The sequence below is a fragment of the Streptomyces sp. P17 genome (assembly GCF_032436805.1).
GTDB lineage: Bacteria > Actinomycetota > Actinomycetes > Streptomycetales > Streptomycetaceae > Streptomyces.
In genome coordinates, this window is the sequence record NZ_JAVRBF010000016.1 from 52,871 (window position 1) to 66,295 (window position 13,425).

Annotated in this window: 17 protein-coding genes; 6 read left to right on the top strand and 11 right to left on the bottom strand. The window is 70.8% G+C overall.

Translation table 11 applies throughout. The features are described 5' to 3' along the window. From RMT89_RS13000 to RMT89_RS45935, 4 genes are all read right to left on the bottom strand, one after another. Positions 1 to 1,014, bottom strand: a complete 1,014-nt coding sequence (locus RMT89_RS13000; protein WP_315883873.1) for an ABC transporter substrate-binding protein — start codon at positions 1,012 to 1,014, stop codon at positions 1 to 3. 24 nt (positions 1,015 to 1,038) lie between these two features. Then, complete coding sequence (locus tag RMT89_RS13005) at positions 1,039 to 1,773, bottom strand: ABC transporter ATP-binding protein (protein WP_315883874.1); 735 nt, start codon at positions 1,771 to 1,773, stop codon at positions 1,039 to 1,041. After that, positions 1,746 to 2,621, bottom strand: coding sequence for an ABC transporter permease (locus RMT89_RS13010; RefSeq protein WP_315883875.1), 876 nt, complete (start codon positions 2,619 to 2,621; stop codon positions 1,746 to 1,748). The genes RMT89_RS13005 and RMT89_RS13010 overlap by 28 nt, the downstream gene beginning before the upstream one ends. Positions 2,622 to 2,699: 78 nt before the next feature. Continuing rightward, positions 2,700 to 2,783, bottom strand: coding sequence for a putative leader peptide (locus RMT89_RS45935; RefSeq protein WP_313884353.1), 84 nt, complete (start codon positions 2,781 to 2,783; stop codon positions 2,700 to 2,702). Positions 2,784 to 2,905: 122 nt separating this feature from the next. Between RMT89_RS45935 and RMT89_RS13015 the strand changes: the two genes are divergently transcribed. Continuing rightward, positions 2,906 to 3,328 carry a secondary thiamine-phosphate synthase enzyme YjbQ gene (locus tag RMT89_RS13015; RefSeq protein WP_315883876.1) on the top strand — a complete coding sequence of 141 codons (423 nt, stop codon included), beginning with the start codon at positions 2,906 to 2,908 and terminating at the stop codon, positions 3,326 to 3,328. A gap of 23 nt (positions 3,329 to 3,351) precedes the next feature. On the opposite strand, the gene RMT89_RS13020 is transcribed toward RMT89_RS13015, so the two are convergent. Then, positions 3,352 to 3,942 (bottom strand): TetR/AcrR family transcriptional regulator, encoded by a 591-nt coding sequence (locus RMT89_RS13020; RefSeq protein ID WP_315883877.1) that lies wholly within the window; start codon positions 3,940 to 3,942, stop codon positions 3,352 to 3,354. A gap of 136 nt (positions 3,943 to 4,078) precedes the next feature. On the opposite strand from RMT89_RS13020, the gene RMT89_RS13025 reads away from it, so the two are divergent. The 4 genes from RMT89_RS13025 (at position 4,079) to RMT89_RS13040 (ending at position 6,977) form a co-directional block, all read left to right on the top strand. Then, entirely contained in the window at positions 4,079 to 4,987 is a 909-nt protein-coding gene (locus RMT89_RS13025; RefSeq protein WP_315883878.1) for a chlorophyllase/cutinase-like alpha/beta fold protein, read from the top strand. A gap of 31 nt (positions 4,988 to 5,018) precedes the next feature. Then, on the top strand, positions 5,019 to 5,963 hold the full coding sequence (locus RMT89_RS13030; RefSeq protein WP_315883879.1) for an NAD(P)-dependent oxidoreductase: 945 nt from the start codon (positions 5,019 to 5,021) through the stop codon (positions 5,961 to 5,963). A gap of 66 nt (positions 5,964 to 6,029) precedes the next feature. Continuing rightward, on the top strand, positions 6,030 to 6,245 hold the full coding sequence (locus RMT89_RS13035) for a hypothetical protein (protein ID WP_315883880.1): 216 nt from the start codon (positions 6,030 to 6,032) through the stop codon (positions 6,243 to 6,245). A 147-nt stretch (positions 6,246 to 6,392) separates the two neighbouring features. Next, positions 6,393 to 6,977, top strand: a complete 585-nt coding sequence (locus tag RMT89_RS13040) for a flavodoxin family protein (protein WP_399498055.1) — start codon at positions 6,393 to 6,395, stop codon at positions 6,975 to 6,977. A 33-nt stretch (positions 6,978 to 7,010) separates the two neighbouring features. Here the strand turns inward: RMT89_RS13040 and RMT89_RS13045 are convergent, their stop codons facing one another. Both RMT89_RS13045 and RMT89_RS13050 read right to left on the bottom strand, forming a co-directional pair. Then, entirely contained in the window at positions 7,011 to 7,784 is a 774-nt protein-coding gene (locus tag RMT89_RS13045) for an ABC transporter permease (protein WP_315883882.1), read from the bottom strand. Between the two features lie 9 nt (positions 7,785 to 7,793). After that, the gene (locus tag RMT89_RS13050) at positions 7,794 to 9,119 is read right to left on the bottom strand and encodes a SidA/IucD/PvdA family monooxygenase (protein WP_315883883.1); all 1,326 of its coding nucleotides are present in this window, start codon (positions 9,117 to 9,119) and stop codon (positions 7,794 to 7,796) included. A 122-nt stretch (positions 9,120 to 9,241) separates the two neighbouring features. Between RMT89_RS13050 and RMT89_RS13055 the strand changes: the two genes are divergently transcribed. Further along, positions 9,242 to 10,189 (top strand): methionyl-tRNA formyltransferase, encoded by a 948-nt coding sequence (locus RMT89_RS13055; protein ID WP_315883884.1) that lies wholly within the window; start codon positions 9,242 to 9,244, stop codon positions 10,187 to 10,189. Positions 10,190 to 10,201: 12 nt separating this feature from the next. On the opposite strand, the gene RMT89_RS13060 is transcribed toward RMT89_RS13055, so the two are convergent. From RMT89_RS13060 to RMT89_RS13075, 4 genes are read right to left on the bottom strand one after another with little or no spacing between them, the layout of a single operon-like run. Next, the gene (locus tag RMT89_RS13060; RefSeq protein WP_315883885.1) at positions 10,202 to 11,065 is read right to left on the bottom strand and encodes an ABC transporter ATP-binding protein; all 864 of its coding nucleotides are present in this window, start codon (positions 11,063 to 11,065) and stop codon (positions 10,202 to 10,204) included. A 4-nt stretch (positions 11,066 to 11,069) separates the two neighbouring features. Continuing rightward, positions 11,070 to 12,176 carry an iron chelate uptake ABC transporter family permease subunit gene (locus tag RMT89_RS13065; RefSeq protein ID WP_315883886.1) on the bottom strand — a complete coding sequence of 369 codons (1,107 nt, stop codon included), beginning with the start codon at positions 12,174 to 12,176 and terminating at the stop codon, positions 11,070 to 11,072. 3 nt (positions 12,177 to 12,179) lie between these two features. Continuing rightward, entirely contained in the window at positions 12,180 to 12,302 is a 123-nt protein-coding gene (locus tag RMT89_RS13070; RefSeq protein ID WP_315883887.1) for a hypothetical protein, read from the bottom strand. Between the two features lie 3 nt (positions 12,303 to 12,305). Continuing rightward, the gene (locus RMT89_RS13075; RefSeq protein ID WP_315883888.1) at positions 12,306 to 13,346 is read right to left on the bottom strand and encodes an iron chelate uptake ABC transporter family permease subunit; all 1,041 of its coding nucleotides are present in this window, start codon (positions 13,344 to 13,346) and stop codon (positions 12,306 to 12,308) included. Positions 13,347 to 13,425 lie beyond the last annotated feature (79 nt).

Below are 13,425 nucleotides of genomic sequence, written 5' to 3' on the forward strand. Positions count from 1 at the left end.
TCACAGCCCGGCCGGCGTGGTCGACGGCGGGAGGTCGCCGTTGAACCGCTTGTCCACGAAGTCGGCGAAGTCGACCTTCTTCGGGATGAGCTTCAGTTCGGTGAAGGCGTCCGCGATCTTCTGCTCGGAGGCGATGAGCGGCTCGTCGACCGCGACCGAGATCCGCGTCGCGTTGGTCCGCCGCACCGACGCCAGCGCGATCTCGTAGGGCAGCCCGGTGTCCTTCGACCAGACCTCGGCCCACTCCTCCTGATGGTCGTGCACCCACGCCGTGGCGCGCCGCAGCCGCTCCAGATAGTCCTCGACGGCGGCGGCCTTCTCCTTGTTCGCCAGCGCGGAGGGCGCCGCCACCTGGAAGGTCAGGCCGTTGGTGATCCCCTCACCGGTCGTGAGAATCCGCCCCTGCTTCGCGTGCAGCACCTGAGAGGTGTACGGGTCCCACACCGCCCACGCATCGACCTTGCCGGACGTGAACGCGGCGAGCGCGTCGGCCGGTTGCAGATACTTGACGTCGACATCGTCGAGGCCAAGACCTGCCGCCTTGAGCGAGGCGACCAGCTGATAGTTGGCGGAGGACCCCTGCGCCACCGCGACGGACCGCCCCTTGAGCTGCTCGGTCCTCGTCAGCTTCGAATCGTTCGGTACGAGGATGGCGTCGCCCTTGGACGTGCCGTGGAAGGCGGCGACCACCTTGATCTTCGAGCCGGCGCCCGCCGCGAACACCGGCGGGGTGTTGCCGACCCCGCCGATGTCGACGGCCCCGGCGTTGACGGCTTCCAGGAGGGGCGGCCCGGAGGTGAAGGTGGACCACTTGATCTTGTAGTCGAGGCCTTTCAGCTCACCCGCGGCGCGCAGGATGGCCTCCGAACCGCCCTTCTGGTCACCGACGTCGAGCGTGAGGGAGCCCTGCCCGTCGGTGTCCGTCGAGGTCGAGGCGGCCGAGTTCCCGCCGCACGCGGTGAGCAGGAGCGCGAAAGGAAGGAGCAGGGCGGCGGGGACGAGGCGTCGTCGCATGGTGGTTCCGTTCTCGGGGATGGGTCAGGCGGGTTCGGCACCGAGGCGCCGAAGGAGCCCGGCGCGCAGTTCGGCGAACCGCGGGTCGGTGATGCCGCGCGGCCGTTCGAGGTCGATCCGCTGCTCGTGGGCGATGACACCGTCGTCCATCACGAGCACCCGGTCGGCGAGGAGTACGGCCTCCTCGACGTCGTGCGTGACGAGCAGCACGGCGCAGCCGCGGCGCTGCCACAACTCCCCGACGAGCCGCTGGGCCGTGATCCGGGTCAGCGCGTCGAGCGCGCCGAACGGCTCGTCGAGCAGCAGCAGATCGGGCTCGCGCACCAACGCCCGCGCCAGGGAGGCGCGTTGGGCCTCGCCGCCGGAGAGGGTCTTGGGCCAGGCGGTCGTCCGGTGGCCGAGGCCGACCTCGTCGAGGGCCCGCTCGGCGAGGGCGCGGTCGGGCTTGCCGGGCAGTCCGAGCAGGACGTTGCGCCAGACCCGCTTCCACGGCATCAGCCGGGGCGCCTGGAACGCGACGGCCTTGCGGCGCGGCGCCAGCACGGTGCCCTCGATCTCGCGGTCGAGCCCGGCGAGGATGCGCAGCAGCGTGGACTTGCCGCAGCCGCTGCGGCCGAGGAGGGCGACGAACTCGCCGCGCCGGATGTCGAGTTGCAGCCGGTCGATGACGGGGCGCCCGTCGAAGGAGCGGGTCAGCCCCTCGACGTGCACGGCCTGTGCGGCCTTGGTGGTCACCGGCCGGTGAACGTCGGTCGCCATTGCAGCAGCAGCCTTTCGAGGGTACGGACGACGAGGTCGGCGAGCAGGCCGAGGAAGGCGTAGACGATGAGGCAGACGACGATCACGTCGGTCCGCAGGAAGTCCCGGGCCTGCACCATCAGGAACCCGATGCCGGAGTCCGCGTTGACCTGCTCGGCGAAGACAAGGGCGAGCCAGGCGATGCCGAGGGAGTAGCGCAGTCCGGTCAGGGCGCCGGGCAGCGCGCCCGGCAGCACGACATGCCGCACGAGTCCCCGGCGCGAGAGGCCGAGCGACTCACCGGCCTCGATCAACTGGGCGTCGACACCGCGGATTCCGGCGTACACGTTGAGGTAGAGCGGGAAGGTGACACCGAGGGTGATGATGGCGACCTTCGGTGCCTCCCCGATCCCGAACCAGATGATGAAGAGCGGGATGAGCCCCACGAAGGGCACGGTCCGCAGCATCTGCACCGGCGCGTCGACGAGATCCTCGCCGATCCTGAACAGCCCGGAGACAAGGGCGAGTCCGGTACCGATGACGGTGCCGAGCAGCAGCCCGCCCGCGACCCGCTGGAGCGAGGTGCCCATGGCGGAGGTGAGGGACCCGTCGCCGATCAGATCGGCTCCGACCTCGGCGATCCGGCCGGGCGAGGCGAGGACGTCGGGGGCCAAGGCGCCGGTGCTGCTGAGAAGTTGCCACAGGGCGAGCAGAAGCAAGGGACCGGTGGTGCGGCGGAGCCAGCGGGGCAGGCGGGTGCGGCGGGAGGAGCCGGGGAGCAGGGCGACGAGATCCAGGGTGGGATCGGGGCCGGATACAGGGGATATGTCCGCCTTCTCGGGGCTGGGTGGGGCATGACTGATGCTCATGGGGTGCTCCGCGGGGCGAAGAGCGGCCGGCAAGGGGGGAACGCGCTGTGGCACGTACGAAAGAAACGGGGAGGGGCGTCAGCGGCCGCGGCGACACGCGGCGGAGGCCACCCGCAGCAGGTCGATATGACCGCGCGTGGTGAGCAGGGCTGAACGCAACATGCCGCTGACCGTAATGAGACGCCGTTGCCCTGGTCAACGGAGGTCCGCCGAACTTCATGCCGACGTCACACTCGGCGGCGGCCTGACGCGCGCCGACTGTGGGATGAAGGAGGATGGAAGGCATGTCAGACGCCTTCACCACCCGAGTTCTGCAGGTCGCCTCCGGCTCCACGGAGACGGTCGTCGACCTCACCCGCGACTGCGAGGCCTTCCTGCGGGAGGCGGCCGCCGGACGCGACGGCCTGCTGAACATCTTCGTCCCCCACGCCACGGCCGGCATCGCCGTCATCGAGACGGGCGCAGGCAGCGACGACGACCTCCTGGCCGCCCTGCACACCCTGCTCCCCGCCGACGACCGCTGGCAGCACCGCCACGGCAGCCCCGGCCACGGCCGCGACCACGTCCTCCCGGCCCTCGTGCCCCCACACGCGACGCTTCCGGTGCTGAACGGGCGCCTTGAGCTGGGCACCTGGCAGTCGGTGTGCCTGGTGGACACCAACCGCGACAACCCGAACCGAGAGGTGCGGTTGAGCTTCCTGGGCTGAGCGGGATCGGCCCGTGAGCGCGGTCAGTTCGGTCGGCGGAGTCCCGATACCAGGAGTTTGACCACTCGGCGGGCGTCGTAGCGGGGGTCGCTGTCGGCGCCGACGCAGAGGTTCCCGATGCCGCGCATGAGGTGGTACGCGTCGAGGTCGTCGCGGATCTCGCCCGCGGCGGCCGCGGCGTCGAGGAGTTGGGTGCAGACCGGCAGGAGGCGTTCCAGGAAGTAGGCGTGCAGTGCCTCGAAGCCGGCGGTGTCGGACCGCATCGCTGCGGCCAGGCCGTGCTTGGTGACCAGGAAGTCGACGAAGAGGTCGACCCATTGCTCCAGGGCGGCGTGGGGTGTCGGGCCCGCCGCCAGCAGGGCCGGGCCCGCTTCGGCGCAGGTGTCGACCTGGTGGCGGTAGACGGCGATGACGAGGTCCGCCCGGGTGGGGAAATGGCGGTAGACCGTGCCCACCCCTACACCCGCCTGGGCGGCGATGTCGCGTACCGGCGCCTCCACGCCCGAGGTGACGAAGACCGCGGCGGCCGCGTCCAGCAGCGTCTGCTGATTGCGCCGGGCGTCCTTGCGCTTGGACCCGGCCGAGCTTCCCGGCTTCCTGCCGCTGTCGCTCACCGCGGCACTCCTTCCATGCCTGTCTTGTAAAACGGAACAGTGTTCCGTATTGTTACCGGAACAAGGTTCCGGTTCGTTCCATGATGGCAGACCGGACCCAAGCATGCGAAGAACCTCCTGAGCGGAAGGCGCTCCCATGTCCTACTCGACCACCACGGTCGTATCGGCGAAGCCAGTCGTCCTCGCCGCCCCCGGCCGCGGCGAGGACCTCCAGGTCCGAGTCTCCGCCCCCGCGACCGGCGGTGATCTGCCCGTCGTCGTCTTCTCGCACGGCTTCGGCTGGTCCATGAACGGCTACGCCCCCCTGGCGGACCACTGGGCCGCACACGGCTTCGTGGTCGTCCAGCCGACCCATCTCGATGCCCGGACCCTCGGCATCCCCGCCGAGGACCCGCGTACACCGCGGATATGGCGCTTCCGCATCGAGGACCTCACGCGCGTACTGGACGGACTCGACGTCCTGGAGGCCTCCGTGCCCGGCCTCGGTGGGCGCGTCGGCCGCGACCGTATCGCCGTGGCCGGCCACTCCTGGGGAGCCCAGACGGCGAGCGCGCTGCTGGGGGCGCGCGTCCTCGGCTCCGACGGCGCACCCGGCGAGGACATGTCCGACCCCCGCGCCACGGCGGGAGTGCTGCTCGCCCTGACCGGCCTCGGCGATGACCTGACCCCCTTCGCCGCCGAGCACTTCCCCTTCATGAAGCCGTCGTTCGCCGCGATGACCCCGCCGGCGCTCATCGTCGCCGGGGACCAGGACCGGTCCCAGTTGTCCACGCGCGGACCGGACTGGTTCACCGACCCGTACATCCACAGCCCGGGCGCCAAGCATCTGCTCACGCTGTTCGGAGCGGAGCACTCGCTCGGCGGAATCCCCGGATACGAGGTCGCCGAGACGACGGACGAGAGTCCCGCGCGCGTCGCCCTGATCCAGCGGTTCACCACGGCCTTCCTCCGCGACGCCCTCCTCGGCGAGGACACCGGCTGGAAGGCGGCGGCCACCGCGCTGGAGAACGAGCCCCACCCGCTGGGCTCGCTCCGGAGCAAGTGAACGACCGGGACTGCCACCGAAAGGACACGCGATGATCCTCGTCACCGGAGGACTCGGCTTCATCGGATCCCACACCGTGCGCGCTCTGCTCGACCTGGGCGAGGACTGCGTCGTCGTCCAGCGCAGAGCCCGTGGACTGCCGGCCGTACTCGCCGGAGCGAAGGTGGCGGTGGAGCAGGCGGACGTCGCCGATCGCGATGCCCTGCTCGCGATCGGCCGCCGCCACAGCATCACGGGCGTTGTGCACCTGGCCGGGTCCTACCCCTGGCCTCCCGTCCCCGCCGCGCCGGTCGAGGCGACCCGGCAGGCGCTCGACGGGCTGCTGAACATCGCACAGGCGGCGCAGGAGTGGGGCGTACGGCGGCTCGGCATCGCCAGCACGATCGGGGTCTACTTCGGCGCGGGGAGCGAGGGACCGCTGCGTGAGGACGCTCCCCTGTCGATGAGCGCGTCCGTCTCGATCCCGACCTTCAAGAAGGTCGGTGAACTGCTCGGCGGTTTCCTCGCCGACACCACGGAGATCGACATCGTCAACTACCGCATCTCCGGCACCTGGGGTCCGCTCGGCCACCCCGACCCCTTCTTCGCCGCACCGGCTCTCGTCCACGCCGCCGCCCGCGGCACCGCCCCGGACCTCTCCCACCTCGTGGGGCCGGCTTTCGCCGAGGACGGCCTCGACCTCAGCTATGTGAAGGACACCGGCCGGGCGATCGCCCTGCTGCAGCTCGCGGACAGGCTGAACCACCGCACGTACAACGTCGGTTCCGGCAGGGCCACCACCAACGCCCAGCTCATCGAGGCGATCAAGAAGGTGGTCCCCGGCGCCCGGGTCGATCTCCCGACCGGGGGCGAGGCAGCACACATGGTCCTCGACATCAGCCGCCTGACGGAGGACACCGGATACCGGGCCGAGTACGACACCGAACGAGCCGCCGCCGACTACCTCGGATGGCTGCGCGCGGGCCACGACAGCTGAACAGGCGCAGCCGGGGCTGACCACGCCCCACATGCGCGCACACGCACCGGGCCGCACGCTGGTGCCATGACCAGTGCGCAGCCCATCGTGATCTACCCGCCGACGGGCGACGGCGGCCGGCGGGTCCGTGTGAACGACCGGTTCGTCGGGATGGCGTACGGGCTGCTCGACATCGTCGAGTTCCTGCGCCTGGCCGGACTGGAGGACGCCGACGACGACTGGGTACGGCAGTCAGACGCGATCGAGTGGCGGGGTGGCGGACCGGGTGTGTGGGAGCACTGAGGCTCGTGCCCCCGGGTAGAGGTCGTGTCGTCTACTTCGGTTCGCGATTGAACGACGCCTTCGACCAGAAGTATCCAGGACCGGGTCAGCGCCAGGCACCAGACCACCGCGAGCCAGCCGTTGTTGCTGGCCTGGGTAAATGTAAGGGTGGGCACGGAGGTGATCCGGGCCGTCGACCACGACATCGCGCCCGGTGTCTACCCGGACATGACCGAGCACGGCTTCGCCACCGACGTCTGGCCCGCGCTCTACGAGCAGGTGATGGCCGCGGACATCCTGGTGATCGCCGGGCCGATCTGGCTGGGCGACAACAGCTCGGTCACCAAGAAGGTCGTCGAGCGGCTCTACGCCTGTTCGGCGCTGCTCAACTCCGAGGGCCAGTACGCCTATTACGGCCGGGTCGGCGGCTGTCTGATCACCGGTAACGAGGACGGCGTGAAGCACTGCGCGATGAACGTCCTCTACAGCCTTCAGCACCTGGGCTACACCGTCCCGCCCCAGGCGGACGCCGGCTGGATCGGGCCGGCCGGGCCGGGGCCGTCGTATCTCGATGCCGGCTCGGGCGGTCCGGAGAACGACTTCACCAACCGGAACACCACCTTCATGACCTGGAACCTGATGCATCTGGCCGCGCTGCTCAAACGCGCCGGAGGTGTCCCGGCCCATGGCAACCAGCGCTCCGAGTGGGACGCGGGCTGCCGCTTCGACGCACCCAATCCTGACTACCGCTGAGGCGGGGCCCGTCCTGCCGGTGCGCAGCCGCCGTCAGGAGCGGTGGAGTCTGCGGCGGGCGACGAGTTCGACGGTCAGCGCCACGCTGAGGGCCTCGACCGCGAGCAGGGCGATGAGGACGAAGACCTGGACGGTGCCGGCGAGTACGGGGGAAGCGCCGGCCAGGAGCATGCCGACGAACGCGCCCGGCAGGGTGACCAGGCCGACCGTGCGGGTCTGGTCGAGGGCGGGCAGCAGGGCGTCCGAGGCGGGGCCGCGGGCCACCTCCAGGTGGGCGTCGCGGTCCAGGAAGCCCAGCGACAGCGCGGCCTCGACCTCGCCGAACCGCCCGGCGACCTCGTCCAGCGCGCGCCGCCCGGCGAGCACCGTCGCGGTCAGCGCCCCGCCGATGAGGATGCCGGTCACCGGGACGACGGCGATGCCGGGCACGGTCAGCAGACCGGTCAGGACGAGGGTGGCGATGACCGGAGCCACCGGAACCGCGATCGGCAGGGCCGCCCACCACCAGGTGCCGTTGGGTGTGATGCGCCGGCCCGCGGTACGGGTCGCGACGGCGAACATGAGGAACAGGAACCCGATCAGGGCGGCGGTGTGGTGGACGGCCCAGCCGATCACCAGGGACACCGCGGCCAGTTGGAGGGCCGCCCGTACACCCGCCGTCAGGACCTCGCGGGCCCTGCCGTACGACTCGTCGGGCGAGAGCCGGAAGACGGCGGTCACGGCGGTGGCCGCGAGGAGCAGGACGGCGAGGGCGACGGCGAGCGTGGTGTTGACCGGCAGCAGGGTGTCGGCGGCGAGGTGACGCACGGGTCGTGTCTACTCCCGCAGGCTGCCCGCGTGCTGCGAGAGGAGGGAGGAGCAGATCTCCCCGGCGCGTACGGCGGTGGTGGACAGCAAGGTCGAGGTGAGGCCGTGGGTGTGTTCGGTGCCGCCCTGGAGGTAGACGCCCGCGGTGACGTGCGCGGCGGTCTCCACGCGGTGGTCGCGTCCGACGCGGAGCTGGTCCTCGTCGTCGCGCAGACAGAGTTTGGCGATCTCGCCGAGGTGGTCGCCGATGCCCCGGGGCTGGTAGCCGGTCGCGTAGACGATCAGATCGGAGCTGAGCACCTCGCGTTCGCCGGTCGGCAGGAACTCCACGGTCACCTGGAGGTCGTCCGTGCCCCTCGCGACCTCACGGATGCGGGAGACGTTCATCATCCGCAGGCGCTGTCTGCCCTGGACCTTCTCCTGGTACATGGTCCGCGACAGCGATTCGATCAACTCCATGTCGACGACGGAGTAGTTGGTGCCCCGGTGGTAGTCGTACAGCGACCGCTTCACCTGGGGCGGGGCGCCGTAGTACACGTCGACGGCCTCGGGGTCGAAGATCCTGTTGGCGAACGGGCTGTCGTCGGCCGGTGTGTAGCCGTACTTGGCGAACACGGAGCAGATCTCGGCCTCGGGGAAGCTGCGGTGGAGGTAGTCGACGGCCTCGGCGGCGCTCTGGCCGGCACCGAGCACCACGGCACGGCGAACCCGCCTGCCGGAGCCCAGGAGTTCGTCGACGCGCGGGAGCAACTCGCTGTTGTGCCAGACGTGTTCGGACAGCGCGGCGCCGGGCGGCAGATGCGGTTCCAGGCCGGTTGCCACGCACAGGGTGCGGGTGCGGCGTACGGTCGTGCGCTCCGGGGCGGCGGGGTCGCGGCTGGTGACGTCGAACCAGCGGACCTCACCGTCCTCGGTGACGGACCGTACGGAGACCACCTCCGCGCCGTACTCGACGAGATGGCCGACGCGGGAGGCGGCCCACTCGAAGTAGTCGTGGAACTCGATGCGCAGCGGGAAGAGGGTCTTCTGGTTGAGGAAGTCGACGAGCCTGCCGCGGTCGCGCAGATAGCACAGGAAGCTGAAGTCGCTGGTGGGGTCACGCATCGTCACCAGGTCCTTGAGGAAGGACACTTGCATGGTGGCGTCGTCGATGAGCATGCCGCGGTGCCATCCGAACCGCGGTTGCCGCTCCAGGAATCCGGCGCTGAATCCGTCCCCTTCGCGTGAGGTCACGCCGTGTTCGTGGAGCGCTATCGCGAGTGCGAGGTTGGACGGGCCGAAGCCGATGCCCAGCACGTCGTAGGTGGAGTCCGGCTCAGTGTGAAGCGTCGTCACCGCGTCATCGCCTCCTGTAGGGGGGAGTTCACAGTGTTCTCCAGTGGATGCCACAGGCTCCCCCGAGCAGGCACATGCTAGATAAGGTTAGCCTTACCTAGCAATGGCTGAGGAGGGCTTATATGCGGGTCGTCATGTTCGGCTACCAGACCTGGGGACACCGGACGCTGCAGGCTCTGCTGGACTCCGAGCACGAAGTGGTCCTGGTCGTCACCCACCCCAAGAGCGACCACGTCTACGAGAGGATCTGGAGCGACTCGGTCGCCGAACTGGCCGAAAAGCACGGCGTACCCGTGCTGTTGCGCAACCGTCCCGGCGACGACGAACTCCTCCGGGCGCTCAAGGACGCCGAGCCGGACATCATCGTCGCCAACAACTGGCGCACCTGGCTGCCCGCCGAGATCTTCGACCTGCCGCCGCACGGCACGCTCAACATCCACGACTCGCTGCTGCCGTCCTACGCCGGATTCTCGCCGCTGATCTGGGCGCTCATCAACGGCGAGCAGCAGGTCGGCGTCACCGCCCACCGCATGGACGCCGAACTCGACATGGGCGACATCCTGGTGCAGCGCGCGGTACCCGTCGGCCCCGCCGACACCGCGACCGGCCTGTTCCACCGTACGGTCGACCTGATCGGCCCCGTGGTCCGGGAGTCCCTGGACCTCATCGCCTCCGGCGAGGCCGAGTGGATCCCGCAGGACCGCTCCCGGTCGAGCTTCTTCCACAAGCGGTCCCTGAAGGACAGCCGCATCGACTGGACCTGGCCCGCCGAGGACCTGGAACGCCTGGTGCGGGCCCAGTCGGATCCGTACCCGAACGCCTTCACCCACCATCGCGGCGAGCGCCTCCGGATCGTCAAGGCCGCGGTCTCCCAAGGGCGTTACGGCGGCACCCCGGGGCGCGTCTTCATCCGCGAGGGAGACGGGATCGTCATCGTCGCCGGCGCCGGGGCGCGCTCCGGACGGCTGCCCGGTCTGCTGGTCCAGCGGGTACGGACCGAGGACGGCACCGAGTACCCGGCCACCGAGTACTTCCGCACGATGGGGGGCTATCTGACGGCCCGTCCGTAGCGCCCCGCCGCCTCATCCGGTGACATGCGGGACGCCGACCGGCGCCGCGTCCTCGACCCCCTCGTGGTGCCGGCCCATCGGAATCACCATCGGCGTCCCGCTCACCGGATCCGTACCGACGACGCACCGTAGTGCGAAGACCTCCTCCACCATCGCCGCGGTGACGACCTCGGTGGGGGAGCCCTCGGAGGCGATGCGGCCCTGCTTCATCGCGACGATGTGGTCGGCGTACCGGCAGGCCTGGTTGAGGTCGTGCAGCACCATGACGACCGTGCGGCCCTGATGCCGGTTGAGATCGGTGATCAGGTCGAGGACGTCGATCTGGTGGGCGAGGTCGAGGTAGGTCGTCGGCTCGTCCAGCAGCATCACCGGGGTGTCCTGGGCGACCGCCATGGCGATCCAGGCCCGCTGCCGCTGTCCGCCGGACAGCTCGTCCACCGCCCGGTGCGCGAGGTCGGTCATGTCGGTGGCCCGCAGCGCCTCGTGCACGGCCTCCTCGTCGGCGGACGACCACTGCCGCCACCAGGTCTGGTGCGGTGAACGGCCGCGCCCCACGAGGTCGATGACGGTCAGCCCCTCGGGGGCGACCGGGGACTGCGGCAGAATGCCGAGCTGCTGGGCGAGGGCACGGGTCGGGATCGAGTGGATCGAGCGCCCGTCGAGACGGACGGCACCGGATGTGGGGGTCAGCAGCCGGGCCAGGGCGCGCAGCAGCGTGGACTTGCCGCACGCGTTGGCCCCGACGATCACCGTGATCCGTCCGGTGGGGACCACCAGGTCGAGATCCTCGACGACGACCCGGTCGTCGTACGCCAGTCGTAGGCCCTCGGCGCGCAGGTCGGGGCCGCCGGCCGGCGCGGGGTCCTTCTTCGACACGTTGTCAGCCTCCTGAACCTGCGCGGTTGGCGCGGACGAGCAGCCACAGCAGTACGGGCGCGCCCAGCACACCCGTGACGATCCCGACCGGAAGCTCGGTGTCCATGAGCGTGCGGGCGACGAGATCGGATGCCAGCACCATCACGGCGCCGGTCAGCCCGGCGCCCAGGGGCGGCGGGAAGGCGGTACCGGCCAGGCGCTGGGCGACCTGGGGCGCGGCGAGTGCCACGAAGGCCACCGGCCCCGCGGTCGCCGTACCGAAGGCCACCAGACCTACGGCGGCGAGGAGGACGCCCACCCGGAGGGTCTGCACGCGTGTCCCGAGGCCCCGGGCGACATCGTCGCCGAGCTCCAGGGTCCGCATCAGCCGACCGAGCAGCAGCGCCGGCGGGACCAGTACGGCCATCGCCACCGCGAGCGGGGTGATCTGCTGCCACGTACGGCCGTTGAGGTTGCCGACCAGCCAGCCCAGCGCGGCCTGCGCCTGGAAGCGCTGCCCGTGGGCCATCAGATAGTCGGTGGCGCTGGTGCAGATCCAGGCGACGCCCACGCCGACGAGGACGATCCGGTAGCCGCTGGTTCCCCGCTTCCAGGCCAGCGCGTACACGAGCAGCGCCGCCAGCAGCGCGCCGAGCAGACCGAGCGCCTGGGTGCTCAGACCCCAGTCCCAGCCGAGAACGATCCCCGCGACCACGGCCGTTCCCGCCCCCTGGGTGATGCCCATCATGTCGGGGCTGGCGAGCGGATTGCGGGTCAAGGTCTGGAGCAGTGCGCCGGAGATGCCGAACGCGATGCCGACGAGCAGGCCCGCGAGGGCCCGGGGCAGGCGCAGTTCGTGGACGATGAGCTCGGTGGCGGGGTCGCCGGAGCCCACCAGGGCCCGCATCACATCGGTGAGCGGCAGGGAGATGTCCCCGATGGAGGTCTCCACGGTGAACAGCAGAAAGGCGCTGGCCGCGAGTCCCAGGCACACGGCCAGCAGCCGGGGCCGCAGCAGCCCGGATACCGGCGGAACGGTGAGCCGGAAGGTGACACGGCCGGCGGTCCGGCGGCCGGGCGGCCGGACCGCGGAGCCTTTCCCGCCCGGGCTGGGCGCGGGTTCGGTGGTCATGGCTCACAGCTCCGCGAGTCGTCGGCGGCGGACCAGGGTGGTGGAGTAGGGGTCGCCGAGGATGGGGGTGAGGCGGTGTGTGGGGTTGGCGGTGTGCGGGGGGCTGGGCGCGGGTTCGGTGGTCATGGCTCACAGCTCCGCGAGTCGTCGGCGGCGGACCAGCGCGATGAAGAACGGGCCGCCGAGGAAGGCGACCAGGATGCCGGCCTGGATTTCCACGGGCCTCGCGATCAGGCGGCCCGCGATGTCCGCGGCGAGCAGCAGGCAGGGGGCGAGTACGGCCGACAGGGGCAGCAGCCAGCGGTGGTCCGGGCCGAGGCCGGCGAGACCGGCGAGGACGCGGGCGATGTGCGGGACGACCAGGCCGACGAAGACGACCGGTCCGATGACGGCGACGGCGCCGCCGGTGAGCAGGGTGACGGCCAGCACGCCCTGGACGCGGACCAGTCCGAGCCGCAGTCCCAGAGACCTGGCGACGTCGTCGCCGAGCGCCAGCCGGTTCAGGGCCGGGGCGGCGGCCAGGGCCAGGACGGCGCCGACCGCGAGGAACGGCAGGACGCGCAGCAGGACTTCCTCGTTCTGGTTGGCCAGGGAGCCCGCGGACCAGAAGCGGTAGCGGTTCAGGGCGTCCGGGTCGGTCAGGGCGATCGCGCTGGTCAGCGAGAACAGCAGGGAGGTCACCGCGACACCGGCCAGGGCGAGTTTGACCGGCGTCGTACCCGACCGGCCGAGCCCGCCCAGCAGATAGACCAGGACGCTGGCGGCGAGCGCCCCGGCGAACGCGAACCAGATGTAGCCGTAGACCGACCCGATGCCGAGGACCCCGACCGACAGGACGACGGCGAAGGCGGCGCCCGCGCTGACGCCGAGGATGCCGGGGTCGGCCAGCGGGTTGCGGGTCAGCGCCTGCATCAGCGCGCCCGACAGGCCGAGCGCGGCGCCGGTGGCGAGGCCGAGGGCGGTGCGGGGCAGCCGTACGGACCAGATCACGTTGTCGATACGGGAGTTGGGTGCATCCCCGAGCAGTGTGTGCCAGACCTGGTCGAGGGGGACGCTGAGCGCGCCGAACGTCATCGACAGACCGCACAGCACAAGGAGCGCCGCGCCGGACAGCGCGAGCAGGAGTACCGCGCGGGGGCCTTTCGCCGCCCTGACCGCAGAGGTCCCCACGTCCACTTCCTTCGGTCAGCCTTGCCTTAACTGTCAGGACTGTAGGGCGAGTTCGGCCACGGTCCCATCCCCTTGGGCA

Bases quoted from the DNA above. Each gene is read 5' to 3' on its own strand.
- RMT89_RS13030 (WP_315883879.1), top strand. From the start codon at position 5,019: ATGATCCTCGTCACCGGAGGACTCGGCTTCATCGGATCCCACACCGTG.
- RMT89_RS13055 (WP_315883884.1), top strand. From the start codon at position 9,242: ATGCGGGTCGTCATGTTCGGCTACCAGACCTGGGGACACCGGACGCTG.
- RMT89_RS13010 (WP_315883875.1), bottom strand. From the start codon at position 2,621: ATGAGCATCAGTCATGCCCCACCCAGCCCCGAGAAGGCGGACATATCC.
- RMT89_RS13000 (WP_315883873.1), bottom strand. From the start codon at position 1,014: ATGCGACGACGCCTCGTCCCCGCCGCCCTGCTCCTTCCTTTCGCGCTC.
- RMT89_RS13035 (WP_315883880.1), top strand. From the start codon at position 6,030: ATGACCAGTGCGCAGCCCATCGTGATCTACCCGCCGACGGGCGACGGC.
- RMT89_RS13015 (WP_315883876.1), top strand. From the start codon at position 2,906: ATGTCAGACGCCTTCACCACCCGAGTTCTGCAGGTCGCCTCCGGCTCC.
- RMT89_RS13005 (WP_315883874.1), bottom strand. From the start codon at position 1,773: ATGGCGACCGACGTTCACCGGCCGGTGACCACCAAGGCCGCACAGGCC.
- RMT89_RS45935 (WP_313884353.1), bottom strand. From the start codon at position 2,783: ATGTTGCGTTCAGCCCTGCTCACCACGCGCGGTCATATCGACCTGCTG.
- RMT89_RS13025 (WP_315883878.1), top strand. From the start codon at position 4,079: ATGTCCTACTCGACCACCACGGTCGTATCGGCGAAGCCAGTCGTCCTC.
- RMT89_RS13070 (WP_315883887.1), bottom strand. From the start codon at position 12,302: ATGACCACCGAACCCGCGCCCAGCCCCCCGCACACCGCCAACCCCACA.
- RMT89_RS13065 (WP_315883886.1), bottom strand. From the start codon at position 12,176: ATGACCACCGAACCCGCGCCCAGCCCGGGCGGGAAAGGCTCCGCGGTC.